This is a genomic window from Roseateles sp. (assembly GCF_039595595.1).
Lineage (GTDB): Bacteria > Pseudomonadota > Gammaproteobacteria > Burkholderiales > Burkholderiaceae_C > Roseateles.
This window is the reverse complement of record NZ_JBCNLG010000011.1, coordinates 101,889-125,875: the sequence shown is the minus strand read 5'-3', so window position 1 is coordinate 125,875 and position 23,987 is coordinate 101,889. Positions and strand designations below refer to the sequence as shown.

General features: G+C 67.2%; 19 protein-coding genes. 12 read left to right on the top strand and 7 right to left on the bottom strand.

Annotated elements, in window-relative coordinates; genetic code table 11:
* Positions 1-190 precede the first annotated feature (190 nt).
* A complete protein-coding gene (locus tag ABDW61_RS15170) occupies positions 191-865 on the bottom strand; it encodes a YitT family protein (RefSeq protein WP_343639775.1) in 675 nt (224 codons plus the stop codon).
* A 153-nt stretch (positions 866-1,018) separates the two neighbouring features.
* Here ABDW61_RS15170 and ABDW61_RS15165 point away from each other — a divergent pair, with 153 nt between their 5' ends.
* The 3 genes from ABDW61_RS15165 to ABDW61_RS15155 all read left to right on the top strand — a co-directional run bounded on the left by ABDW61_RS15165 (position 1,019) and on the right by ABDW61_RS15155 (position 5,450).
* Complete coding sequence (locus ABDW61_RS15165) at positions 1,019-2,197, top strand: NAD(P)/FAD-dependent oxidoreductase (protein WP_343639773.1); 1,179 nt, start codon at positions 1,019-1,021, stop codon at positions 2,195-2,197.
* Between the two features lie 426 nt (positions 2,198-2,623).
* A complete protein-coding gene (locus ABDW61_RS15160; protein WP_343639771.1) occupies positions 2,624-3,265 on the top strand; it encodes a hypothetical protein in 642 nt (213 codons plus the stop codon).
* A gap of 331 nt (positions 3,266-3,596) precedes the next feature.
* Complete coding sequence (locus ABDW61_RS15155) at positions 3,597-5,450, top strand: DUF885 domain-containing protein (RefSeq protein ID WP_343639769.1); 1,854 nt, start codon at positions 3,597-3,599, stop codon at positions 5,448-5,450.
* A 46-nt stretch (positions 5,451-5,496) separates the two neighbouring features.
* On the opposite strand, the gene ABDW61_RS15150 is transcribed toward ABDW61_RS15155, so the two are convergent.
* The gene (locus ABDW61_RS15150) at positions 5,497-6,735 is read right to left on the bottom strand and encodes a histidine kinase (RefSeq protein WP_343639768.1); all 1,239 of its coding nucleotides are present in this window, start codon (positions 6,733-6,735) and stop codon (positions 5,497-5,499) included.
* On the opposite strand from ABDW61_RS15150, the gene ABDW61_RS15145 reads away from it, so the two are divergent.
* The gene (locus tag ABDW61_RS15145; protein ID WP_343639767.1) at positions 6,734-7,141 is read left to right on the top strand and encodes a GFA family protein; all 408 of its coding nucleotides are present in this window, start codon (positions 6,734-6,736) and stop codon (positions 7,139-7,141) included. The genes ABDW61_RS15150 and ABDW61_RS15145 overlap by 2 nt on opposite strands.
* Here ABDW61_RS15145 and ABDW61_RS15140 read toward each other — a convergent pair.
* The 3 genes from ABDW61_RS15140 to aspA all read right to left on the bottom strand — a co-directional run bounded on the left by ABDW61_RS15140 (position 7,110) and on the right by aspA (position 11,468).
* Positions 7,110-8,579, bottom strand: coding sequence for an amino acid racemase (locus ABDW61_RS15140; RefSeq protein WP_343639766.1), 1,470 nt, complete (start codon positions 8,577-8,579; stop codon positions 7,110-7,112). The genes ABDW61_RS15145 and ABDW61_RS15140 overlap by 32 nt on opposite strands.
* A gap of 33 nt (positions 8,580-8,612) precedes the next feature.
* Positions 8,613-9,962, bottom strand: a complete 1,350-nt coding sequence (locus ABDW61_RS15135) for a dicarboxylate/amino acid:cation symporter (RefSeq protein ID WP_343639765.1) — start codon at positions 9,960-9,962, stop codon at positions 8,613-8,615.
* Positions 9,963-10,055: 93 nt separating this feature from the next.
* Positions 10,056-11,468 carry an aspartate ammonia-lyase gene (gene aspA, locus ABDW61_RS15130; RefSeq protein WP_343639764.1) on the bottom strand — a complete coding sequence of 471 codons (1,413 nt, stop codon included), beginning with the start codon at positions 11,466-11,468 and terminating at the stop codon, positions 10,056-10,058.
* 125 nt (positions 11,469-11,593) lie between these two features.
* Between aspA and ABDW61_RS15125 the strand changes: the two genes are divergently transcribed.
* The 5 genes from ABDW61_RS15125 to ABDW61_RS15105 all read left to right on the top strand — a co-directional run bounded on the left by ABDW61_RS15125 (position 11,594) and on the right by ABDW61_RS15105 (position 15,766).
* Entirely contained in the window at positions 11,594-12,496 is a 903-nt protein-coding gene (locus ABDW61_RS15125) for a LysR substrate-binding domain-containing protein (protein ID WP_343639763.1), read from the top strand.
* Positions 12,497-12,681: 185 nt separating this feature from the next.
* A complete protein-coding gene (locus ABDW61_RS15120) occupies positions 12,682-13,593 on the top strand; it encodes a hypothetical protein (RefSeq protein ID WP_343639761.1) in 912 nt (303 codons plus the stop codon).
* 12 nt (positions 13,594-13,605) lie between these two features.
* Positions 13,606-15,006, top strand: coding sequence for a hypothetical protein (locus tag ABDW61_RS15115; protein WP_343639759.1), 1,401 nt, complete (start codon positions 13,606-13,608; stop codon positions 15,004-15,006).
* Positions 15,007-15,099: 93 nt separating this feature from the next.
* Positions 15,100-15,291 (top strand): hypothetical protein, encoded by a 192-nt coding sequence (locus ABDW61_RS15110; protein ID WP_343639757.1) that lies wholly within the window; start codon positions 15,100-15,102, stop codon positions 15,289-15,291.
* 28 nt (positions 15,292-15,319) lie between these two features.
* A complete protein-coding gene (locus ABDW61_RS15105; protein ID WP_343639755.1) occupies positions 15,320-15,766 on the top strand; it encodes a hypothetical protein in 447 nt (148 codons plus the stop codon).
* 15 nt (positions 15,767-15,781) lie between these two features.
* On the opposite strand, the gene ABDW61_RS15100 is transcribed toward ABDW61_RS15105, so the two are convergent.
* Complete coding sequence (locus ABDW61_RS15100; RefSeq protein WP_343639753.1) at positions 15,782-17,992, bottom strand: ATP-binding protein; 2,211 nt, start codon at positions 17,990-17,992, stop codon at positions 15,782-15,784.
* A gap of 224 nt (positions 17,993-18,216) precedes the next feature.
* Entirely contained in the window at positions 18,217-20,460 is a 2,244-nt protein-coding gene (locus ABDW61_RS15095; RefSeq protein WP_343639752.1) for a diguanylate cyclase, read from the bottom strand.
* Positions 20,461-20,754: 294 nt separating this feature from the next.
* Here ABDW61_RS15095 and ABDW61_RS15090 point away from each other — a divergent pair, with 294 nt between their 5' ends.
* The 3 genes from ABDW61_RS15090 to ABDW61_RS15080 are packed head-to-tail and all read left to right on the top strand — an operon-like array spanning position 20,755 to position 23,941.
* Complete coding sequence (locus ABDW61_RS15090; protein WP_343639751.1) at positions 20,755-21,744, top strand: LacI family DNA-binding transcriptional regulator; 990 nt, start codon at positions 20,755-20,757, stop codon at positions 21,742-21,744.
* A gap of 36 nt (positions 21,745-21,780) precedes the next feature.
* A complete protein-coding gene (locus ABDW61_RS15085) occupies positions 21,781-23,022 on the top strand; it encodes an AGE family epimerase/isomerase (RefSeq protein ID WP_343639750.1) in 1,242 nt (413 codons plus the stop codon).
* Positions 23,015-23,941 carry a carbohydrate kinase gene (locus tag ABDW61_RS15080; RefSeq protein WP_343639749.1) on the top strand — a complete coding sequence of 309 codons (927 nt, stop codon included), beginning with the start codon at positions 23,015-23,017 and terminating at the stop codon, positions 23,939-23,941. Before ABDW61_RS15085 ends, ABDW61_RS15080 begins: the two co-directional genes overlap by 8 nt.
* Positions 23,942-23,987: the final 46 nt, after the last annotated feature.

Below are 23,987 nucleotides of genomic sequence, written 5' to 3'. Positions count from 1 at the left end.
TCTCCTCGCCGAGGAGAGGATGACTTCTTGTGAATCGAAATGTCCACAATGTTGGCGGTGCGCCACATCGAGCAACCGGCCGCGGCTCCGCGACGTCAGGCAGTTCGTGCTGCTGATCGGCATCGCGCCGAGTAGAGGTTCGGAGTTGATCCCGATGAACGGGTTGCCGTTCCGGCGCTGAGCGCGCCGTTCACAGCACGGCGTAGCGTCCCGGCTTGTGGTTGACCGCGATGAAGAGATTCATCACGACGGCGGCCAGCACGGAGTACGCGACGCGCTGCGGCTCCACGACGGTGAGCGCGAGCAGCACGATGGCGCAGTCCATGCCCATCTGCACCTTGCCGGCGCGCCAGCCCTTGGCCTTCTGCAGGTAGAGCGAGACGATGGTCGCGCCGCCGAGGCTGGCGCGGTGCCGCGCCAGGAACAGGCAGCCCGAGCCGAGCAGCAGGCCACCGAGGATGGCTGCATAGGCCGGATGGATGCGGTCGATGGCGAAGAGCTTGGGGGAGAACTCGGTCACCACCGACAGGAACGCGATCGAGATGAAGGTCTTCAGCGTGAACTCGCGCCCCATGCGGGTCCATGCGAACCAGTAGAACGGCAGGTTGATCAGGAAGAACAGCTTGCCCAGGCTCACGCCGGTGGCGTAGTGCAGCACGAAGGCGGCGCCGGCGGTGCCGCCGGTCAGCAGGCCGACCTGCGCGAACAGGATCAGGGCGAGCGACACGAACAGCGTCCCGGTGAAGATCGCCTGCGCGTCCTCGAAGGCCGTGTGCGAGCGGATGGCCAGTTCGGCGAGAGGCTCGGCGCCAGAGGCGGCGGCCGGCGGGGCAGGCGGCGTCGGATCGGAAGGGGCGGCGGTCATGCCGGGCTCGCAGCAGGAAACATGCCCGGAAGTGTCGCAGCAGTGCGGGCTTCAGCGAGCGGCTCATGCGTTAAGCTCCCGCGCCCGCCGCAGCGGCGGCGCAGGCAATCGAAGCAAGGTCGAAGGGAAGCAGTTGTGCAGGACACGCGGGAAGTGCGGGACACCGATGTCGTGATCGTGGGCGCGGGCGCCGCGGGGTTGATGTGCGCGGCGCTGGCGGCGCAGCGCGGCCGCCGCGTCCTGCTGCTCGACCACGCCAACAAGGCCGGCAAGAAGATCCTCATGTCCGGCGGCGGCAACTGCAACTTCACCAACCTCTACACCGAGCCGGCCAACTTCCTCTCGCAGAACCCGCACTTCTGCAAGTCGGCGCTGGCCCGCTTCACGCAGTGGGACTTCATCGCGCTGGTCAGCAAGCACAACATCCCGTACCACGAGAAGAAGCTCGGCCAGCTGTTCTGCGACAACAAGTCCATCGACATCCTGCGCATGCTGCTCGCCGAATGCGCCGACGCCGGCGTGACGCCGATGCTCGAGACCTCGGTCGAGACGATCGAGAAGACGCAGGAGGGCTATGCCCTCGCGACCTCGGCCGGCCCGATGCGCTGCCAGTCGCTGGTGATCGCCACGGGCGGACTGTCGATCCCATCAATGGGCGCGACTGGCTTCGGCTATCAGGTCGCCAGGCAGTTCGGCCACCATGTGCTGCCGACGCGCGCCGGCCTGGTGCCGTTCACGATCACCGATCAGCTCAAGGACCTCTGCAACGAGCTGAGCGGCACCTCGGTCGACTGCCTCGTCAGCTGCAACGGCAAGAGCTTCCGCGAGAACATCCTGTTCACGCATCGCGGGCTCAGCGGCCCGGCGATCCTGCAGATCTCGTCGTACTGGCTGCCGGGCCAGGCGGTCGAGATCAACCTGCTGCCCGACCTCGATATCCCGGACTGGCTCGCGCGCCAGCGCAACGACCGGCCCAACGCCGAGCTCAAGACCCTGCTGGCCGAGCTGTTCACGAAGAAGATGGCGGCGCTGATCGGCGAGCTGTGGTTCGTCTCCAAGCCGATCAAGCAGTACACGCACGCGGAGCTGGAGCAGATCGCGGCCAGGCTCGGCGCCTGGCAGGTCGTGCCGGCGGGCACCGAGGGCTACCGGACGGCGGAGGTCACGCTGGGCGGGGTGGACACCAAGGAGGTGTCGTCGAAGACCATGGAGTCGCTGAAGTCGCCGGGGCTGTACTTCATCGGCGAGGTGCTGGACGTGACCGGCCATCTCGGCGGATTCAACTTCCAGTGGGCCTGGGCCTCGGCGCACGCGGCGGCGCAGTTCGTCTGAGCGGCGCAACGCCAGAAAGACAGACGGCCCCCGAAGGGGCCGCCGCGATGCGGAGTTCTCTATCGCCGTGAGGCGAACTCCCATTCCAGCTGGGACCCGATTGCTCGGGCGGCACTACCTTTCTCACTCCGCCATATGTAGCTCTTGAGGCGCGAAGTCTAGTGACTGGCGCGGCTGTGCACAAGACTGTCCGGCGACATCCGCAGGAGGGGCATTTCCATCCCGGCTTCAATTCATCACTCATGCATGCCAACGCCGCCGCATCCCTCAGTCAGCGCGCACAAGCGAGGCACTGATTGAAGGTCTCCGTCCCGCGACGAACCACGCAGGTTCTGCTTGACCCGCGGCGAGGTTGATCGAGCGCAAGGCTCGATGGCAGCTTCCTCGGAAACATGACCGCCCCGTTGTGCCGAGAGGTGCCAGGTCATGAGCAGTTCCGAGCTGGAGAGCGACGCCCGTCGCACCGATTCCATCGCGTTCACCGAGGTGCCAATCGCCGAGCACCTGGAGGCCATCCGGCCTCACCATCGCTTCAAGGGCGTGGCACGCTGTGGCAAAGCGTGGGATCTCTCGCACCTGGAGCCGTTCGCCTTCCGCGTCGATCCGGGACTGGGATTCGAAGTGACCGTGGTGGTGCTCTTTTCATGTCATTGCTTCACGCGGTCGCTGGCTCGAGATGGGCGATCTCGCCGAGAAATCCCCGCCGGCGAGCTGTTCAATGACGGACGCGAGGTTCGCGTGCTCTGCGACCTCCGATACGAACTGTCTCGGCGCCATTTGCCGGTGCTCATGCGCGAGCTACGCCGAAGGACAATTCAGTTCGCCCGTGACAACCCGCAGAACTTCGTGACGATGCAGCCGATTACCGGCGTCTCGGAGACCATTCATCAGTACGTCGTCTTCTTTGACATCGCTCGCGACCCCAAGCGAAAGGGACGTTTGCTCCTGCAGGTTCAATCAGCGTACGCAGTCGAGGCAACATTTCGAGAGCACTTCCGTCTGCGTCGTCGAATCACTCTCGTCAACCTGCTCAAAGCGACGACTTTGCGGCGCAAGGTCACCGGTTGAACGCTTGCAGTCCAGAAAGACAGACGGCCCCCGAAGGGGCCGCCGCGATGCGGAGTTCTCTATCGCCGTGAGGCGAACAACCAGTCCAGCTGGACTCCGATGACTCGGAGGGCTCTACCCATCGCACTCCGCCCAGGTAGATCTTGAGGCGCGAAGTCTAGCGAGGCCCCGAAGCACCCGCAAGATTTCCAATCGCCAACCACACATCGCCGCCAGCGTCATCGCCCTCGCTGAAACCCCGCCCGGCTCGTGCCCCATCCGCCAGGGAATGACGAATGGCGGATACGCTCGCTGCCGTTTCAATCGACGTTTCGTCGATCAGGGAGACCACATGAGCAAGACGATCCGAACCGCCCTGCTGGCTGCGGGGCTGGGCGGCCTGTTGGCCATCGCGCCGGCGATGGCCGCGACCCCGACCGCCACCGCGTCCGCCGCCAAGGCCGCCGCTGCCGACTTCAGCCCCGCCGGCTTCGATGCCTGGGCCGACCGCGCCGCCGCCGAGCGCATGCGCGCCGCACCCGAGCACGCCACCCGCATGCAGTACTTCGAGGGCGACACCCAAGCCCGCCTCGACGGCCTGTGGGACCCGATCTCCAAACGCGACCAGCTCGCGGCCATCGCGCGCGACCGGCAGGCGCTCGCGGAGCTCGGACGCTTCAAGCGCGACGCGCTGACGCCCACCCAGCGCGTGTCCGCCGCGTTGATGGACTGGTCGATGCGCCAGAGCATCGCGAGCGCCGATTTCCTCGACCAGCAGTACGTGTTCGAGCACATGTCCGGCGTCCACGTCGGACCGGTGACCTTCCTCGTCCAGGAGCATCCGCTGCGCAACGCGGCCGACGTGCAGAGCTATCTCAAACGCATGGCGGGCCTGCCCGCGCTGATGGACCAGGGCATCGCCCGCGCGCGCGCCGCGCAGGCCAAGGGCGTGCTGATGCCGCGCTTCATCACCGCGACGACGATCGGCCAGATCGAGCAGTTCGTCGGCGCGCCGCCTGAGAACAACCCGCTGGTGCTCTCGCTGACCGAGCGCATGGCCCGCATCGACGGCATGGACGCAGCAGCGAAGCAGCGCGCCCGCGCGCAGGCCGAGGCGCTGGTCGCCAAGTCCATCGTGCCGGCGTGGAAGCGCGGCCTGGCCTTGATGCGCGCGCAGCTCCCGCTGACCACGGACGACGCTGGCGTCTGGCATCTGCCCGGCGGCGACAAGTTCTACGCCGCGCGGCTGCGCGCCAACACGACGACCGAGCTCACGCCCGCCGAGATCCACGCGATCGGCCTGAAGCAGGTCGCCCGCATCGAGGCCGAGATGGACGGCCTGCTGCGCCAGCTCGGCTACACCGAGGGCAGCATCGAGCAACGCTTCCGCAAGATGGACGCCGACCGCCAACCCAAGGACGCCGCGCCGCAGGTCGAGCTGCTGGACCGCTACACCCGCTACCTGCGCGATGCCGAGGCGCGCGCCAAGCCGCTGTTCGACGTGCTGCCGAAGGCGCCGGTCGAAGTCCGCCGCGAGCCCGCGCTGACCGAGCCCACCGCCGCCGCGCATTACACGACCCCGGCGCCTGACGGCTCCAAGCCTGGCGTCTTCTGGGCCCCGCTGGCCGGACCCACCTATGACATCGCGGACATGCGCACGCTGGTCCATCACGAAGCCGTGCCGGGTCACCACTTCCAGCTCGCCATCCAGATGGAGGCCAAGGAGCTGCCCTACTTCCGCCGCCGCTACGCCTACGCGGCCGGCTCGGCCTATGTCGAGGGCTGGGCGCTCTACGCGGAGCAGCTCGCGGTCGAGAACGGCTGGTACGAGGGCGACCCGGTCGGCCATCTCGGCCAGCTCTACGGCGCGCTCTTCCGCGCGCGCCGGCTGGTCGTCGACACCGGCCTGCATGCGATGAAGTGGACCCGCCAGCAGGCGATCGACTACGGCATCAACCCGCAGGAGGTCGACCGCTACATCGTCTGGCCAGGCCAGGCCTGCGCCTACATGCTGGGCCGCCTCCGCATCGAGGCGCTGCGCGACCAGGCGCGCGAGCGCCTCGGCGACCGCTTCGACATCCGCCAGTTCCACAACGTCGTGCTGCTGACCGGCGATGTGCCGCTGACGGTGCTCGGTCAGGTCGTCGACGACTGGGTGGACAGCCGCCGCAACGCCGGCTCGGGCGCGGCGAACGCGGCGCCTTGAGTCACTCGATGGCGGTGGCGCCGGGGGACGGACGAGGCGTCAGATCCTACCGATCCACCTGGGTGCCATCGAGTACGCCGACGAGCTGTTTCCCATGAACGGCCTGAAGGTGGCCAAGCGCCTGTTGCCGGCTTGGCCCGAAGGCCAGCTTCTCCTGGAAGAACTGCAGGCGGGCGCGGTTCTCGTCGATGATCTGCGCCCAAGTCTTCAGCACGACGGTGCAGTTGTCCTGATCGAGGATCACGCCATCGCCGCGACCGACGCGGAACTTCGCAAAGTCGCTCAGATCGTCGCCGACGGCCCAGAACTGCCATTGCACTTCCACATTCCGGAAGCGGGCATCCGCCATGACGGAAGCCGCGTAGCCCTCGATCTGAGACACCTCCTTCCGGTCCAGCCTCACCATGGGCGCCTTGAGCTCGACCACCAGATGGGTCAGGCTGTTCGCCCGATGGCGGCGTACGGCCTTCGAGAGCATGAGATCGACGATGCCGCGCTCCTGGGACACGTGCCGCACCGGCGCATCGATCACGGCATCCTGGTCCAGCAGCCTCTGGTGCTTGCGCAAGACCTCCGTCAGCGATCGGTCGTCCACCGACAGTGCGAATTCATCGCCGAACAGCCAGGGATTCTGCGCAACGATGCGATGGAGCTGGCTCCGCTCCTTCAATCGCTTGCGCGGCTCATCGTCGAAGAGGATCGCTTCCAATCCGCTCAGGAAGAGCAGGCGGTCCGCGACCACGCGCGCCGAGCCGATGATCGCGGACAGCGACACATCCCGCAGCAGCTCGGCCAGTTCCCGCTGCCTGTCCTTCGGCAGGGCCAGCACATCGGACAGGATGAGCTGCAACTCCTGCGGGCTCTTCTCGATCGCCTGCCGAAGCATGCGAAGCTGGAAAGCCTTGCTCGCCGTCCCGGACTCTTCAAATTCGGGAAGATATCGCGCGATGTTGACGGCCACGATGTCGAACACCTGCCGCTCCACATGCTCGACCGGATTGCGAGGCTCCTCGCTGAAGGGATAGACGCGCTGCGCCTTCCATGCGAGCACGTGATCGCCGACGTCCTGCGCCGCATGTCGGCGAAAGTAGTCATCGGTGAACTTCTTCAAAAGTTCGGGCTGGAGATCGAAGGGGTACTGCTGCGTCGCCAAGGTCATCACCTCGCCAAGGGGCTTGCCGGTGAACCAGTCTATGGCCGCCAGGCGAGGTCGAATTTCACCCAGCGGGCCTGAGGTTGCGTCGTCACCACGCGTCCGAACGAAACGAGGCATGGACACCATCATGGATGATCGATTCACCGGCGGCTGCCTCTGTGGCGCCGTGAGACTCGTGGCCACTGGCCGGCCGTATCGCGTCGGCGTCTGTCATTGCCTGGACTGTCGCAAGCACCACGGCGCGCTGTTCCACGCGTCGGGGATCTTTCCCCAGGACGCCGTGTCCATCGAGGGCGAGACGCACGAGTACCGCGGCCGCCACTTCTGCCCGCGCTGCGGGTCCTCGGTCTTCGGACGCAGCGCGGACGAGATCGAGGTCAGCCTCGGGGCGCTCGATGCGCCGGACCAGCTACAGCCGACGTATGAGCTGTGGACGATCCGGCGCGAGGCTTGGCTGCCGCCCTTCCCGCTCACGAGGCATTACGAACGCGACCGCGAAGGACTCACCCGATCCGAGGATCCGGAGCCGACATGACCAGACTCACGCATCGCTTGGCGAGCAGATCCGTCGGATCGACGACGCGGATCGGCCGCCCGCGCACCATCAGCGCGTCATCGGCGGCGATCACCAGCGGCAGCTCGGTGCAGCCGAGGATGATCGCCTGTGCGCCGCGATCCACCAGATGCTCGAGGGCCGCTTGCAGCGCCTGCGAGCACTGACCGTTCGTGAAGCCCGCCTTCACCCCTTGCGGTCCGTAGATCGCGGACATCACCAGCGCCTGGTGAGGCGCATCAGGCAGCAGCGGCGCCAGTTGCGCGTGCTCAAGGGCCTCGGCATAGATGCCGCTCTGCACCGTCCCTGACGTGGCGAGCAACCCCACCTTCGCACCGGGCTCGAGGTGATCCCTCAGATGCTCCGCGGTGGTCTCCAGCATGCTCACGATCGGGATCGACAGATGCGGCTGAATGCGCGCGACGAAGGCATGCGCCGTGTTGCACGGGATCGCGATCAATGCCGCCTCCGCCGCCTCCAGCCGCTTGCAGGTCGAATACAGCGACACCGTCGGATCGACGCCGTCGCCGATCAGATTGGCGGTCCGGTCGGGAATCTGCGGGTTCTGCTCGACCACCACCTTGATGTGGTCCTGGTCGCGCGCCGCCGGCGTGTTCCGCACCAGCTTGCCGAGGAAGTCCACCGTGGCCGCGGGCCCCACCCCGCCCACCACGCCGACCTTCACCGGTGCCGAACCGCCCGGCTCCTGTGCCGTCGCCGCGCGGACATAGGCCAGGTTGGAGTCCAGCACCGGGTAGCCGCGGCTCCTGAGCGCATCGATGGCGATCGGGATCTCCGAGAAGCCGGGCACGATGAGGTCGACCCCTTCGCGCACCAGCGCCTCGCACGCGCTCGCGAGCAGGTCGACGGGACCGGCGCGCAGCTGGCCGCTCTTCAGGCCTTCGGCGCCGTAGATCGCCGCCATGACGCAGTCCTCCTGCGTGCGCGCGTCCGGGTACACGAGCGCCCAACGGTCCTCGCCGAAGTAGCGCTCGAACAGCCGCTTCGCCCGCACATGGTCGGAGGTCAGCACGCCGATGCGGCGCGCCTTCACGTGACGGCGTTCGATGTCCGCCTTCAGCGCCGCCATCATGTCCACGATGGGCACCTTCACCTCCGCCTGCAGCTCCGGCAGGAAGGTGTGGCTCAGGAAGCACGGCAGCAGCACCGCCTGCGCGCCGCGCGACTCGAAAGAGCGCACGAGATCGAACACGTACAGCTTGCGCCCGCTCTGGGGCGCCTCGGCCGCTCCCGGACTGGGTCCCTCGTGGAACGGGCGCTGCTCGAAGATCAGACCGGCCTGCCCCTCGCCGGGCGATGCGGGCAGCGCCTGCGTCAGCTTGAAGAACAGGTCGGCGGCGCCCAGCATCCCGAGGCCGCCCACGATGCCGAAGCGATACGGTGGGTGGGTGTACTGCATGAAGAAGCTTCCGGCTTCAGCGTTCCAGCGGGCTCAGACGGCGGGCTCGGCCACGCGCACGGCGTGCGCCCGATCCATCGCGTGAGCCGCCGTGGCGGCGCCCTCCGTTGAGAGCCCGGCAGCCCCAGCACCCGCTTCCGATCCGATCTCCTCGGGACCCAGCTTGCCTTCCCACTTCGCGATCACCGACGTGGCCAGGCTGTTGCCGATGACGTTGGTCGCCGTGCGGCCCATGTCGAGGAACACGTCCACGCCCATGATCAGCAGCAGGCCCGCCTCGGGCAGCCCGAACATCGGCAGCGTCGCGGCCACCACCACGAGCGAGGCCCGCGACACGCCCGCCATGCCCTTGCTGCTGATCATCAGGAACAGCAGCAGCGAGAGCTGCGTCGCGAAGGACATTTCGACGCCATAGGCCTGCGCGACGAACAGCACCGCGAAGGCCTGGTACATCATCGAGCCGTCCAGGTTGAAGGCGTAGCCCAGCGGCAGCACGAAGCCGGTCACCTCGCTCTTGACGCCGAACTTCTTGAGCTGCTCCATCGTCTTGGGATAGGCGGCCTCGCTGCTGGCGGTGGAGAAGGCGATCATCGTCGGCTCCTTCACCAGACCCAGCAGCCTGAACACCCGCCCCTTGAGCACCAGGTAGCCCGCCAGCACCAGCACCAGCCACAGTGACGACAGCCCGAGGTAGAAGCTCGCGATGAACCGGGCGAAGGTGCCCAGCACGCCCAGCCCCTGCACGGTGATGGCCGCCGCCACCGCCGCGAACACGCCGACCGGCGCGAACAGCATGACGTAGTCGGTGACCTTGATCATCACGTGCACCAGGCCGTCGATCGCCGACACCATCGCCTCGCCAGCGCGCTCCCGCACCGCGCGCAGCGCGAAGCCGAAGAACAGCGAGAACACGACGATCTGCAGCACCGCGTTCGAGGCCATCGCATCGAAGATGCTCTTCGGGAAGACGTTGGGCAGGAACTCCTTGAAGTTCAGCGAGGCCGTCTTGAGGTGGGTCGCCGCATGCGCGTCGGGCAGCGGCAGGTGCATCGACGTGCCCGGATGCAGCAGGTTGGCCCACAGCAGGCCCAGCAGCAGCGACACGAACGAGGCCGTCACGAACCAGCCCATCGCGCGGGCGCCGATGCGGCCGACGCTCTTGCCATCGGACATGCCGACGATCCCGGCCACCAGCGTCGCGAACACCAGCGGCGCGATGATCATCTTCACCAGCCGCAGGAAGATGTCGGCCACCATGCTGAAGTAGCCGCCGAGCTCCTTGGCCGCCGCGGCGTCGGGCGCGCTCGCGTGACAGAGGGCGCCGGCGCCGATGCCCAGCACCAGCGCCACGCCGATCCAGGTGGTGAGTTTGTTGAACTTCATCGCTTGTCTCCTGCCCGCGCGGCGGGCGAATGGGAAGCGGCGCCCTTGCGCCGTCCTCGGGCTCTGCGGCCCACGGGTTTCCGTCGTCCCTGTCTACTGAAGCTGCAGCTGCGCCCGCGGCTGCGTGAGCACCTCGGGCCGCAGGATCTGGTCGAGCTGCCGGGCCGACAGCAGGCCCTTGTGGATCACCAGGTCATAGACGCTGGCGCCGCTCAGCAGCGCTTCCTGCGCGATGAGCGTGGCGTTCTCGTAGCCGATGTACGGATTCAGCGCGGTCACCAGCCCGATCGAGCGCTGCACGCTGTCGCGCAGCGCGTCGCGATCGACGCTGATGCCGCGCACGCAGCGCTCGGCCAGCGTCAGCAGCGCGGCGCGCAGGTGGTTCACGCTCTTGAACAGGCTGTGCGCGATGATGGGCTCGAAGGCGTTGAGCTGCAGCTGCCCCGCCTCGGCCGCGAAGGAGATCGTGAGGTCGTTGCCGATGACCTCGAAGGCCACCTGGTTCACCACTTCCGGGATCACCGGATTCACCTTGCCCGGCATGATCGACGAGCCGGCCTGCATGGCCGGCAGGCGGATCTCGCCGAGCCCGGCGCGCGGACCGGACGACAGCAGCCGCAAGTCGTTGCAGACCTTGGACACCTTGATCGCCACGCGCTTGAGCACGCCCGACAGCTGCACGAAGGCGCCGCAGTCCTGCGTCGCCTCGACCAGGTTGGGCGCCGTCAGCACCTCGATGCCGGTGATGCGCGCCAGGTGCGCGCAGACCTTGGCCGCGTAGTCCGGATGCGCGTTGATGCCGGTGCCGATCGCCGTCGCGCCGAGGTTGATCTCCAGGATCAGGCGCGAGGCCTCGCGCAGGCGCTGGATGTCCTCCTCCAGCATCACGACGTAGGTGGAGAACTCCTGCCCCACCGTCATCGGCACCGCGTCCTGCAGCTGCGTGCGGCCCATCTTCAGCACGTCGGCGAATTCCAGCGCCTTCTCATGGAAGGCCGCGCGCAGCACCTCCATTGCCTCGATCAGGCGCTGCACGCCGGCGTAGCCCGCCACTTTCAACGCCGTCGGATAGACGTCGTTGGTGCTCTGGCTCATGTTGACGTGCTCGTTCGGATGCAGCTCGGCGTAGCGGCCCTTCGGATGGCCCAGCAGCTCCAGCGCGAGGTTGGCGATGACCTCGTTGGCGTTCATGTTGGTCGAGGTGCCGGCCCCGCCCTGGATCACGTCCACGACGAACTGGTCATGCGCGCGGCCCTGCCGCACCAGCTCGCAAGCCTGATCGATCGCGCCGGCGATCGCGGGACTGAGCAGGCCCAACTCCAGGTTGGCGCGGGCGGCTGCCTGCTTGATGGCGGCCAGCGCGTTCACCAGATCCGGATAGACCGAGACCGGGATGCCGCTGATCGGGAAGTTCTCCACCGCGCGCAGCGTGTGGATGCCGTAGTAGGCGCCGGCGGGCACCTCCCGGTCGCCGAGAAGATCGTGCTCGATGCGTGTGGTCGCCATGCCGTTCGCCTGCGGGTGAGTTGCAGAAAGTGCATGGATGCTAGGAGTGGAGGTGCGGAATCCAATCCTATGATTCACATTTCGCATGACGGGGTGCGAAAAACCGGATCACGCCAGGAGGCGGCATGCAGATCAGATGGATCGAGGATTTCCTGACGCTGGCCGACGCGAAGGGCTTCGCCCGCGCCGCCGAGCGCCGCAACGTCTCGCAGCCGACCTTCAGCCGCCACATCCAGTCGCTGGAGGAATGGGTGGGCGTGGAGCTCGTGGACCGGCGCGGTTCGCGCATCCAGCTCACGCCGTCGGGCCGCATCTTTCGCGAGTTCGCCAACGACCTGCTGCGGCGCACCTACGACATGCGCGCGCTGCTGCGCGGGCAGACGTCCACGGCGCAGAACTCGATCCGGTTCTCGGTGGCGCACACGCTGTCGCTGACCTTCTTCCCGCAGTGGCTCAACGAGCTGCGGGCGGCGCTGGGCAACGTGCTCGCGCATGTCAACGCGGTCAACGTCGCCGACGGCGCGCGGGCGCTGACCGAGGGCGCGACGGACATGCTGCTCGGCTATCACCATCCGCAGCTGCCGGTGCTGCTCGATCCCAAGCGCTTTCCGCACCTGCGGCTGTCGACCGAGCGCATGGCGCCGTTTTCCGCACCGCTGGCGAGCGGCGCACCGAAGTTCAAGCTGCCCGGACGCGTCGACGGCGCGGTGCCCTTCCTGTCGTACTCGGCGGGGACCTACCTGGGCCAGGTGGTCGAGATGATCCTGCTCAACGCCGGGGAGTCCTTCCACCTCGCCAGGACCTTCGACACGCACATGGCCGAGGCGCTCAAGGCGATGGTGCTGGCCGGCCACGGCCTGGGCTGGCTGCCGGTGAGCGCGGTGTCGCGCGAGGTGAAGGAAGGCCGCCTGGTGGTGGCCGGTGGCGCGCGATGGACCTGCGAGCTGGAGGTGCGCCTGTATCGGCAGGCGGATCGCGGCAACGACATGGTCGAGCGGATCTGGGAGCTGCTCGCGGCGCGCGCGTGACCTGGCGCCTTCGCGCGGGAAACCTTCTGGCCAACTGGCCAACCGCGTGGACAAGACTTGACAAATAAGTCATATGACTTCACGCGCACTGCACTAGCAGCTGCGCAGCCAGGCTTCGGATAGGCTCCCAGCTACTTACTCGTGCAAGCATGCAGGGTAGAGTGCACTTGACGAGGACGCCAGGGATGAGCAACTACTTCAGCGACCGTGAGCTCGGGCCACGACCCAGGACTGGGCATGAGATAGACACCACGACTTGGGCAGGCATTGTTGCCATAGTGGAGGCGCTGGCAAATGGCGGCGCCTTTGGGGCAAGCTTTCCCGAGTTGTGCCCAGATGGGCAGGGAGTCTGTGGCAACAGCACCTCCAGCCTGAAGAGCGCCATTGAGGCAGAAATCCGCGGCCTGTCATGGCCTCTGCAAACCTTCCAACTCGTCGACGAGGACTTCCTGCCAACAACCAAGCCCTGGGCTCCTCCAACGATGGTAGCTCTGGACTTCATTGAGTTCGTTTGGCGGAAGGTCGCTCAACCGATACCCATCTCTCACCACTCCTTCTTCCAGCACGACCATCTGCGGTTCGATCAAGCAGCCGGCAGGGAATCGTTTCAAGGGGACGTCAATCGCATCCTCGCGCGCAACGGCTTGGCCTACGACCTCGGCAGTGATGGCCAGGTCCGGCGAACCCTGCCTGCCGTGCTTGAGGAGGCCCTAAAGAGAACCTACTTTGGGACTGGTGACCGCATCCTCGACGTGATGCTGGAAGAAAGCCGAACAAAGTTCTCTGACCCCGATCCACTGATTCGCAGAGAAGCGCTTGAGCGGCTCTTCGACTGCTGGGAGCGAATCAAGTCGCTCGCCGACACGAACAACAAGGCCGCGTCGATCAAACAATTTCTTGACCGTGCTGCCGCTGAGCCGACGTTCCGAGCCGTCCTCGAGGCAGAGACAAGGGCCCTTACGGATATTGGGAACAGCCACCTACTCCGTCATCACGAGACCAAGCAGACTCCCGTCATCGACCCGCACCACGTGGACTACCTCTATCACCGCCTATTCGCCGTGGTTGAGCTCGTCATCCGGAAGAACGCTCCCTGAACAAGCGCGCAAATGGCCGATCGCAAGACACCGCCTCTTGAGACCTTGCGAGATGCCATCGCAGAGGCGATGTGGAAAGCGCTAAGCGCCCCAAACCTGCCGGCAGCTTGCTCTAGGTTGGGCCTGCGCGACGGTGATAGCAGCGAGGCGATGGGTAGCAAACGCAAGTACGTTCGCTCCCGAATCATGGGTCACAGCGCCCAGCAGCTCTTGGCTCTGGCTCAAAGCATCATCGTCGAGTACGACGTGCCGGAACTGGAGGACTTCGTCAGCGAGCTGACGACACCCAAGGAGCACCGCGTCACGGACCTGACGCGTCGCGCCATCCTCACGACGCTGAACGACGCCGGCGAGCTGTTCGGTGACATTTCGGTACTCGACGGCCTGGCCGTGATGGAACTCGACTTCACTGAGGCCAGTGCATACGAGTTCGACGCGACGCTGCAGGACGACATATTGCGCCATTACGTCCGCAACTCGGACTGGACCAACTCCGAGCTGCTTCAGATCTGCGGAGCCCTGACCTGCTCTCAGCGGCGCCTCTTTGCTCTCCTGGAAAAGGTCGTCGCCCCCATCTCTAGACGCGGGGAAGACCAAGCCAAGCTTGTTGCCGCCTTGAATCAGCCCCTGGCAGCTGACGGGTTCGCACTTGACGTCATAGGTACGGTGTCCAGGCACCCTCTCTATGCCGTACGCAGAATCGCCGCCGGCGTTGCCGGTGCGCCGAAGAATCTCATTTTTGCAGCCATCAACGCAAAGCCAGACCTGTACTTCGCCGATGCCGTCAACAACGACATCGCCATCGCGAATGACTCGGATGCGCTGATCTACGACCGGATGCTGTCGGAGGACGGGCTCTACTGGCCGGCCCTAGCGTCTTGGTGGCAAGACCGTGAGCATCTCGACAGCCAGGAGAACGCTAGGAAGGCCCTGTACGTTCGGCTGCGCGACGCAGTGTGGGCCACAGCCTCGCCAGGAGAGACTGCCATCTTCGAGACGTACTACGCGCACTTTGCGACCAAGCTCGGGGACAAACTGCCCGCGCTTGTGCCGCAGGTGTACCTGCACTACGACCCGCGCACTGCAGCCCAGCGAGGTCCGAACCGCGTATTGGCGAGACAGCGCATGGACTTCCTCCTGCTCCTGCCCCATGGAAGCAGAATCGTCATCGAGGTTGACGGCAAGCATCACTACGCCCGAGACGATACAGCGTCGCCTGCCAAGTACGCGGAGATGGCATCAGAAGACCGGCGCTTGCGCCTGCAGGGCTACGAGGTCTACCGGTTCGGCGCAGCCGAGTTCCTTGACGTGGAGAAGGTGGGTGGCCGGTTCAAGGTTGGCGCCAAGTCCAAGGAGTTAATGGTGGACTTCTTCGAGAAGCTGCTCGCACGTCACGCTGACAGGAGACCGTGACGCAGGAGGCTAAGCTTCTCGCTCCTCGAGCCAGTGACTGCGGTCATGCTGCGAGGCGCCATCCGTCTCGGCCTTTCGTATGAGTACCAACTCATGCGAGGCAAGAAGCTCTGCGACTACAACATGGAGGCGCAGGGCAACCTTCTGGCCGACTACTTCGTCCTGAAGTATCTGAACGAGCCCAACGAATCTGCTCAGCAGAATCACGTGAATGACTTGGCTCTCTACGAAGAGGTCCTCAGTGAATTCCTCAAGAATCCTGCAAGCCGCGAGAACCTTCCTTAGGCCGCTTGCGGCCACCGCGCTCCTGTGCATGTCGGCCTCCAGTTGGGCCACCTCTGCGATGGGCACTGCCGAGGTCAGACTGCTGGACGACGGCCGCCCGTGCTTCGCACTCCCCGCCAAGGAGGCAAAGCGGGATCCTGCGGCGCGCCTCCAGGCGATCTCGGTCGCCGACGACGCCGAGCAATCCAACCGTAAGGTATGGACGATGCACTTCCGATCCGTCGGGGGACTGCCAGTGTCGTCGTTCTCCTGCATTCGCTATGGGGAGTCCACTGAAGGCGGCACCTCCGAGGCAGCGAGCGACCTGCTCGACGGCAAGGCGTATTACGTTTCTCTCAACGTGAGGCCATCGGACCGCTCCGATCCCACCCGGGGCTACTACGCCAAGTTCTGCATCGTTGGCCGCGGCGCCGAGCGGCGGATCAAGCAGATCCCGGAGAACTCGCCAGACTGGGCCTCAGGCCGATGCCAATGACCGTCCGCGCAGTCCTCACGGTTTCCCGCTCGCGCCGCGATGCGATGCACGAGTCAGGTCGCGGATCGTCGCGTTCAGCACGGAGAACTCCACCGGCTTGACGAGGTGGCCGTCAAAGCCCGCCGAGGCCGTGGCCATGCGGTCATGGGGTTGTCCCCATCCGGTGATCGCGATGAGCACGACATCCTGCCCGGCCTCCCGGCGCAGATGCCTGGCGACATCGAGTCCGCTCAAGCCCGGCAGCCCCACGTCCAGCAGCACCACGTCATGGCGCCCTGCGTCGTAGGCGTCGAGCGCCGCTTCACCGCTGTAGGCCACCTCGGCCTCGAACCCCACGTCATTCAGCGCGGCGGCCAGGGTATCCGCGCCATCCTTGTTGTCATCGACCACGAGGACACGGGTGCCCTGCGCGTCCGGCACCGGCGCCGCCTCCGACAACCCCGCCCGCGCGCGCGCATCGGCCTGCGCGGCCAGCGGCAGACACACGATGAACCGGCTCCCATGGCCAGGACCGTCGCTCGACACGGAGATCGTCCCGCCGTGAAGCTCCACGAGCTGCCTGGAAACGGCCAGCCCGATGCCGAGCCCGGTCGGTGCCGCGCCGGAGCTGTCCACGCGCGAGAACAGCTCGAAGACTCGCCCTTGGTGCTCGGGCGCGATGCCGATGCCGCGGTCGATCACCGAGACCTTGCCATGGCTGCCGTCCACCTCCAGGTCGACCCGCACCTCGCCAGGCACCGGGCTGTACTTCGCCGCGTTGCTCAGGAGGTTGCCCAGCACCTGCTGCAGCCGGGTGCTGTCTCCGTCCACCATGATGGGCTGCGGCGGCAGCGAAAGCGCCACCCGATGCTGCTTCTGGACGTAGAGCGGCTCGACCGCATCCAGCGCCTGCTTCACGACCGTCCTCAGATCGACCAGCTCCCGCTTGAGCTCGATGGCGTTGCGCGTGATGCGGCTCATGTCGAGGAGATCGTCCAGCAGCCGGGCCATGTGCGCCGACTGCCTCGCGATGACGTCGAGCACCTTGAGGCTCTCGCCATCGTTCGTGCGGCGCCTGAGCACATCCACCGAGTAGCGGATCGGCGCCATCGGGTTGCGCAGCTCATGCGCGAGTGTCGCCAGGAAGGTGTCCTTGAGCTGGCTCTCATGCTGCAGCCGCGCCTGGGCCCGCGTCAGCTCCGTCACGTCGACGGTGGCGCCCAGCACGCGGCGGACGGTGCCATCGTCTCCGACGACCGGTTTCATGGAGGTCAGCAGTTGAAGCTCCTCGCCCCGGTAGGCGGCGGTCTGTGACACGGTCAGCGGTCTGCCCGAGCGGATCGACTCGAGCACCGTCTTCGCGAATTCAGGTTGGCGGGCGATGCTGCCGACTTCGGCGCCGATCAGGGCGTCTCGATGGATGCCGAACGGCACGTTGACGGCCCAGGTGTAGCGGGCCTGCGCGTCTGCTTCCCATGCCATCACCTTGCCGCTATGCAGGGCCAGTTCGAAGCGCTGCTCGGCGAACTGGCTCGCGCGCAGCGCCTCCTGCTGGACCGTGATGTCAACGACGACGCCGTAGGCATGAAGCGCGCGTCCTTTCGCATCCAGCACCACATGTCCGTCGAACTGGGCCCAGACATCCTGTCCTTCGTCGGACCTGTGGATCAGGGCAACCAGGCTGAAGCGCCCGCCGGCCTCGGACGCATAGCGGTAGCGGTCGAGGAAGCTGGCGCGATCGTCGTCGGAGAGGCTGGCCAGCATGTCCTCCATCGTTGCCCAGTCCCGGCCGAAGATCTCCTTCGGCGCGCCGGCCGTGGTCGCATAGCCATCGTGCCGGCTCCAGTCCCAGGTCACCATGCGGCCGGCGGCCACCGCGAGGCTGAGCCGCTGGCGCGCGAGCTTCTCCTTCCTCGTCAGGCGCCCGGCACGCGCGGAGACCGCCGCGACCAGCGCGCCACTGCCGATGAACAGCGCGATGAGTTCCACATCGGCCAGGCGGGTGATGGGGAGGATGGCGCCGATGGGCTCGATCCAGAAGTACAGGACGGCGAGCACCGAGGCGATCAGCAAGGCGACCGCGGGACCGATCCCGCACAGCAGGCCCACGATCACGAGCGCGGGGAAATAGGGGAGCAGCGGTGCCCGGCCGTCGAGCTGGGGCTGGAGGTGCATGTTCAGCCAGGTGGCGACGACGAACACGCAAGCGGTCGCAGGCCATCGCAGGGCGGCTCTTTCGATAACCATGGCGGTCTTCCTTGGCTGCCGCACGACAGGTGCGAAGGGGCCCAACTGTATCGCTGGCGATGAGGTCCGGACTTCCAAGGGGATGTGCCCTCGGACGCACGTGGGACCCCGGCGTTCTGCGTCAGGCTGGGCGACTGCCCCACCTCCAGGTCGGCGGGTTCCCACCGGCGCCCCTCACTACCAGTGGAGCCGGCCGGCGCTGCGGGGCTGAGCCCCGTTCCCGATCAAGCCCCGCTGCCCGATCCCTCGTCCGCCAGCCACCGGTTCTTCCCACCGCGCTTGGCCCGAAGCATGAGATGGTCGGCGCGCTCGATCAGCTCGTGCGGCGTGGCCTCCTCGCCGTCGCGGGTCAGCGCCACGCCGACGGTCGCGCCGACGCGCACCCGCGTGCCGCCCGCCAGGGCCACGTCCTCGCCGATGGCCCGCATGACCCGCTCGACGATGGCCTTCCATTCATCGCCGTCCAGCGGCGAGAGCACCAGCACGAACTCGTCCCCGCCCACCCGCGCGGCCGTGTCGGACGGGCGGATCGATTCCCGCATGCGCCTGGCGATGTCCTGGAGCAATCGGTCGCCCGCCTCATGGCCGTGCCCGTCATTGACGGCCTTGAAGCCATCCAGGTCCAGATAGCACACCGCTACCCGCCCGCCCAGCCGGCCCGCGGCGGCTTGCGCCTGGCCGATCCGGTCGAGCAGCAGCACCCGGTTGGGCAGCCCCGTCAACGGATCGTGGAAGGCCCTGTGCGCCAGGCTCTCGTTGGCCGCCTTCAGCGCCGTGATGTCCACCAGGATCACGAAGATCTCCGTCGCCGACAGCGGCACCGCACCGAAATCCACCCACACCAGTTCGCCGGACTTCCTGCGCATGCGCAGCTGCGAGTGGTAGTAGCCCTCCTCGCGCAGGGCCTTGTAGCCTTCGTCGCCGACACGCTGGAACTCCTCGTCGTTCCAGTACAGCTGCCGCACGTTCAGGTCCTGGAGCTCTCCAGGGCCATAGCCCAGCAGCCGCTCGGCGGCCCGGTTGCGCCAGCTGATGATGCGGTCCTTCACCCGCGCCATCCCCACCAGATCGTTCTCGAGCATCGCCGCCTGCTCGCGCATGAGCCGCCGCTGCTCGGTGACGTCCCGCGCGGACGAGAAGACGAACAGGCGGTCCGCGATCTCGGCGACGCTCAGCTGCATCTCCACGTCGATGATCTGCCCATCGTCGCAGCGATGCTGCACGTCCACGCGCTGGCGGTCGCCCGGCTTGACCTTGGCGAGCCAGGCATCGATCGCCGCCTTGTTCTGGTTCACATCCCAGCTGGAGATGTGCCGCCCCAGCAGCCGCTCGCGCGTGGACTTCAGCATCTGCGCGAAGGAGTCGCTCATCTCCACGAGATGCCCGGTCGCGTCCGTGATGTGGATGCCGTCACCCGCCGTGCGCAGCAGCGCTTGCAGCCGCTTGCCCTGATCGAGCAGCGCGCGCGCGAACTCGGACTCCCGGCGGCTCGCTCGATGGATGACGACACTTGCCCCCAAGGCCAGCGCCCAGACGCAGCCCGCCAGCGTGACCACCAGCCAGACCTGCCGCCGCCAGGGCTCGAAGAAGCGATCGTTGCTGATGCCCACGAACACGGTGAACGGCCAGGGCCGCAGCGACCGATAGGCGGTGGTCCGCTCCTCGCCATCGAGCTTCACGCGCGACACGAAATGCCCGGCGTCGGGCTGCCGCTGCGTTGCCGCGAGGAGCTCGGGCGATACGGTGGTCGTCCCGGGCTCTCCCTGGATGGGACTGCCCGGGGAATAGCGGGCGACCAGCCGGCGATCGTTGCGCCGCAGGGCGACCGAGTCGAGCGGCTCCAGGTCGTAGCGCTCGAAGTTGCGCTGGAAGTGCTCCGCGTTGATGCTGGCGTAGAGCACGCCGGCGAAGCGCCCGTCGATCCACAGCGGATGGACGAAGGCCACCACCCAGCGGTTGGAGACCCGGGAGGTGAGCGGCCCGCCGATCACCGTCGCCCGCTCGCTGCTGGCGCGCGCCTGGTGGAAGTAGTCGCGATCGGCGACGCTGACCGGCGGGCCCGCCGGCAGATCCGTTCCCCAGCGGACGAAACCGGCGGCGTCCGTGAGGCGGAAGGCCTCGATGCCGTCGAGCAGGGCGAAGCGGCCGCGAAGCACGTCGTTGATGACGGCATCCGGCGATGGCTGACGATCCGCGATGAGGCGCTCGAGCTCGGAGGCGGTGGCGCGGATCACACCGTCCACGCGCTCGATCTCGCCCCGGACGTTGAGCTGGGCGATCGCCGCGAGACTCTCGGCCCGGTTGGTCGCCTGCAGTTCCAGCGTGCGATGGCTCTTCTGAAGCACCAGCCACGCGAGCGCCACCAGCATCACCGCGATCGCGCAGTTGATGCCGACGAGCCACGCCACCGCCTTGCGGCGGCTTCGCGCGTTGGCATCGAGCAAGGCTTGTTGATCGCGTAGCGGCATGGTCCAAGGGCGGTCGGCACCGATCAGACCATCAGCAGCGGGATCGGACAACCACTCGCTGGGGTGGTGCAGGAACCTCGTGCGTCGCGCTGTTCGTCTTGTTTAGTAAATCTCGATAAAGATCAGCCATTCTCCCGCGTTCTGTAGACCGTTCCCCGGACGCCCATATATAACTCCACCCAGCTGCCATCGGTCCAGGAAGGCAAACGGCCGCACTCCGCTGCCGATGGTTTCTGTTTAGTAAATGGTCGTCCAAGAACAACGTCATCACCGCTGCGCGGCGCCAGCAGATCCATGAGCCAAGTGACCATCCGGGACATCGCCACCGCGACCGGCCTGTCGGCCGGCACCATCTCCCGCGCGCTCAAGAACCAGGAAGGCATGACGGAGGCCACGCGCAGCAAGGTGCGCGACGCCGCCCAGCGCCTGGGCTACGACCTGTCCCATCTGCGCAAGGTACGCATCCGGCGGATCGCCTTCCTTCTGCACAGCCAGCACAACACGCTGGCCTCCAGCCCCTTCTTCTCGACCGTCCTGCATGGCGCCGAGGAGGCCTGCCGGCGCGAAGGCGTGGCCCTGTCCTTCAACGTGGTCGGCCCGTCGACGCCGGTGATGGACCAGATCAAGCTGCATCAGCCCGACGCCCTGCTCTGCGCCGGCTTCTTCGAGCCAGAGGTGCTCGCGGCGCTCAAGCTGACCGGCAAGTCCATGGTGCTGATCGACATGCAGCAGCGCGGCTTCACCTCCGTCAATCCCGACAACGCCATGGGCGGCTACCTCGCCACCCGGCACCTGCTGCGCAGCGGCCGCCGGCGGATCGCGATGCTGTCCGGGTCGCTCGCCCACTTCAGCATCGAACAGCGCAACCGCGGCTTCCGCCGCGCGCTCTTCGAGTCCCGGGTGCTGGCCGATCCCGATCTCGAGCTCATCGTTCCCCGCCTGGGCGACGGGGACAGCGGCGTCGTCGAGGCGATGCGCCGGCTGCTGAGCCTGCCCAAGCCTCCCGACGCCGTCCTTTGCTACAACGACAGCACGGCGCTGGTGGCGATGGCGTACTGCCGCGCCCAGGGCCTCAAGGTGCCTCAGGACATCGCCATCGTCGGCTTCGACGACATCAGCGGCGCCGCCACCAGCGTGCCGCCACTCAGCACGCTGCGGGTGGACATGGAGGCGCTGGGCGCCGCCGGCGTCGACCTGCTGCTGCGGCTCAAGCCCGAAGACCCCATCGAAGAACTCGTCCTGCCGGTCGAACTGATCGTGCGTGAAAGCAGTTGCGACGACTAGCGCGCAACGGCGCCCCTTCCTCTTTCCTCCTCCACCATGTCCGACTATCCCGACTTCCGGTCTCCGGCCGTGCTGCTCGCCCATGCCCGCCACAGCATGGCCTTCTATCACCCGCGCTGCATCGACCCGAGCGGCGGGATGTACCACTTCTTCAAGGACGACGGCACCGTCTACGACGCCCACCAGCGGCATCTGGTCAGCAGCACGCGCTTCGTCTTCACCTACGCGATGGCGTACCGCCACTTCCGCGATCCGGCCCATCTCGACGGCCTGCGCCATGCGCTGCGCTTCCTGCGCGAGGCGCATCGCGACCCGTCGCATGGCGGCTACCACTGGCTGCTGGACTGGCGGGACGGCCGGGCCCAGGTCCTGGACGGCACGCGCCACGCCTACGGCCACGCCTTCGTGCTGCTGGCCTATGCCCATGCGGTGATGGCCGGCCTGGACGAGGCCCGCCCCTGGCTGGCCGAGATCTTCGAGCTGCTGGAGCAGCGCTTCTGGGATGCCGCCTCCGGCCTCTACGCGGACGAGGCCAGCGCGGACTGGCAGCAGCGGTCGGGCTACCGCGGCCAGAACGCGAACATGCATGCCTGCGAGGCCATGCTCGCCGCCTTCGACGCGACCGGCGAGCGCCGCTACCTGGCGCGCGCCCGCGAGCTCGCCCACCACATCACCCAGCGCCAGGCTCAGCGCTGTGGCGGCCTCATCTGGGAGCACTACGACGCCCAGTGGCAACCGGACTGGCAGTACAACATCGACAACCCGGCCCACCTGTTCCGCCCCTGGGGCTATCAGCCGGGTCACCTCACCGAATGGGCCAAGCTGCTGCTGCAGCTGGACGCGCGCGCTGGCGCGCTGGACGAGGACCTGAGCTGGGCGGTGCCCACCGCGCGGCGCCTGTTCCAGGTCGCGGTGGACAAGGGCTGGGACCGCGAGCACGGCGGTCTGCATTACTCGCTGGCGCCCGACCTGAGCGTGTGCGACGCGGACAAGTACTTCTGGGTCCAGGCCGAGAGCGCCGCCGCGGCCGCGATGCTGGCGCTGCGCGCCGGCGCCGATGAAGCCGGCGCCGCCTTCCACTGGGACTGGTACGAGCGGCTGTGGGCCTACAGCTGGACGCACTTCGTCGATCACCAGCATGGCGCCTGGTATCGCATCCTCGATCGCGAGAACCGCAAGCTCAGCGACGAGAAGAGCCCTGCGGGCAAGGTCGATTACCACACCATGGGTGCCTGCTACGACATCGTGCGCGCGCTGGGCGAGGCCCCGCATGCATGACGCGCCGCTGATGCTCTGCGCCGGCGAGGCGCTCACCGATCTCCTGCATCAGGGCGAGGACCGCTGGCTCAGCCGCGAGGGCGGCTCGGTGTGGAACGTCGCCCGCGCGCTGGCCGCGCTGGGCGAGCGCACCGCGTTCGCCGGCGCCGTGAGCCGCGACCATTTCGGCCACGCCCTGTGGGCGGCGAGCGAGGCGGCCGGCCTGGACCTGCGGCTGATGCAGCGCGTCGACCGCTCGCCGCTGCTGGCCGTGGTCCAGCGCAGCGAGCCGCCGTCCTACTTCTTCGTCGGCGACGACAGCGCCGACCTGCACTTCGACGATGAAGCGCTGCCCGGCGGCTGGTCGGACGCGCTGCGCTGGGCGCATTTCGGCGGCATCAGCCTCGCGCGCCCGCCGCTGAGCGATCGGCTGGTGGCGCTCGCCGAGCGGCTCAAGCGCCAGGGCGTGGCCATCAGCTACGACCCGAACTTCCGCAACGTGATGGACGCCCGCTACACGCCGACGCTGCGGCGCATGGCCGCGCTGGCCGATGTCATCAAGGTGTCCGACGACGACCTGCGCGGACTGTTCCCCGGCGTGCCCCTGGACGACGCACTGCGGCAGTTGCGGGCGATGAGCCCGTCGGCGCTGTGCCTGTTCACGCGCGGCGGTTCGGGCGCGAGCCTGCTGCGCGACGCGCAGCGTTGCGACGCGCTCGCGCCGCGGGTCGAGGTGGTGGACACCGTCGGCGCCGGCGACGCCAGCGTCGCGGGCCTGCTGCACAGCCTCACCCGCCATCCCGATCGCGGCCTGCGGGAGCACCTGCACGCGGCGCTGGCCAGCGGGTCGGCGGCTTGTCAGCACGCGGGCGCCACGCCCCCATCGCGGCAGGCGGTCGAGCGCCTGTACGAGCAATTGCAGGCCGGCCTCACCGCCTGACGCCGCCAGGTCATGACGCCAGGACGCCGTGACGGCGTCACGGCGA

Excerpts from the sequence above, each read along its gene's own strand:
- ABDW61_RS15110 (WP_343639757.1), top strand. The coding sequence starts at position 15,100 with ATGCGAGGCAAGAAGCTCTGCGACTACAACATGGAGGCGCAGGGCAAC.
- ABDW61_RS15135 (WP_343639765.1), bottom strand. The coding sequence starts at position 9,962 with ATGAAGTTCAACAAACTCACCACCTGGATCGGCGTGGCGCTGGTGCTG.
- ABDW61_RS15100 (WP_343639753.1), bottom strand. The coding sequence starts at position 17,992 with ATGGTTATCGAAAGAGCCGCCCTGCGATGGCCTGCGACCGCTTGCGTG.
- ABDW61_RS15150 (WP_343639768.1), bottom strand. The coding sequence starts at position 6,735 with ATGATGGTGTCCATGCCTCGTTTCGTTCGGACGCGTGGTGACGACGCA.
- ABDW61_RS15080 (WP_343639749.1), top strand. The coding sequence starts at position 23,015 with ATGCATGACGCGCCGCTGATGCTCTGCGCCGGCGAGGCGCTCACCGAT.
- ABDW61_RS15140 (WP_343639766.1), bottom strand. The coding sequence starts at position 8,579 with ATGCAGTACACCCACCCACCGTATCGCTTCGGCATCGTGGGCGGCCTC.
- aspA (WP_343639764.1), bottom strand. The coding sequence starts at position 11,468 with ATGGCGACCACACGCATCGAGCACGATCTTCTCGGCGACCGGGAGGTG.
- ABDW61_RS15155 (WP_343639769.1), top strand. The coding sequence starts at position 3,597 with ATGAGCAAGACGATCCGAACCGCCCTGCTGGCTGCGGGGCTGGGCGGC.
- ABDW61_RS15145 (WP_343639767.1), top strand. The coding sequence starts at position 6,734 with ATGGATGATCGATTCACCGGCGGCTGCCTCTGTGGCGCCGTGAGACTC.
- ABDW61_RS15160 (WP_343639771.1), top strand. The coding sequence starts at position 2,624 with ATGAGCAGTTCCGAGCTGGAGAGCGACGCCCGTCGCACCGATTCCATC.
- ABDW61_RS15120 (WP_343639761.1), top strand. The coding sequence starts at position 12,682 with ATGAGCAACTACTTCAGCGACCGTGAGCTCGGGCCACGACCCAGGACT.
- ABDW61_RS15105 (WP_343639755.1), top strand. The coding sequence starts at position 15,320 with ATGTCGGCCTCCAGTTGGGCCACCTCTGCGATGGGCACTGCCGAGGTC.
- ABDW61_RS15115 (WP_343639759.1), top strand. The coding sequence starts at position 13,606 with ATGGCCGATCGCAAGACACCGCCTCTTGAGACCTTGCGAGATGCCATC.
- ABDW61_RS15090 (WP_343639751.1), top strand. The coding sequence starts at position 20,755 with ATGAGCCAAGTGACCATCCGGGACATCGCCACCGCGACCGGCCTGTCG.
- ABDW61_RS15125 (WP_343639763.1), top strand. The coding sequence starts at position 11,594 with ATGCAGATCAGATGGATCGAGGATTTCCTGACGCTGGCCGACGCGAAG.
- ABDW61_RS15095 (WP_343639752.1), bottom strand. The coding sequence starts at position 20,460 with ATGCCGCTACGCGATCAACAAGCCTTGCTCGATGCCAACGCGCGAAGC.
- ABDW61_RS15170 (WP_343639775.1), bottom strand. The coding sequence starts at position 865 with ATGACCGCCGCCCCTTCCGATCCGACGCCGCCTGCCCCGCCGGCCGCC.
- ABDW61_RS15085 (WP_343639750.1), top strand. The coding sequence starts at position 21,781 with ATGTCCGACTATCCCGACTTCCGGTCTCCGGCCGTGCTGCTCGCCCAT.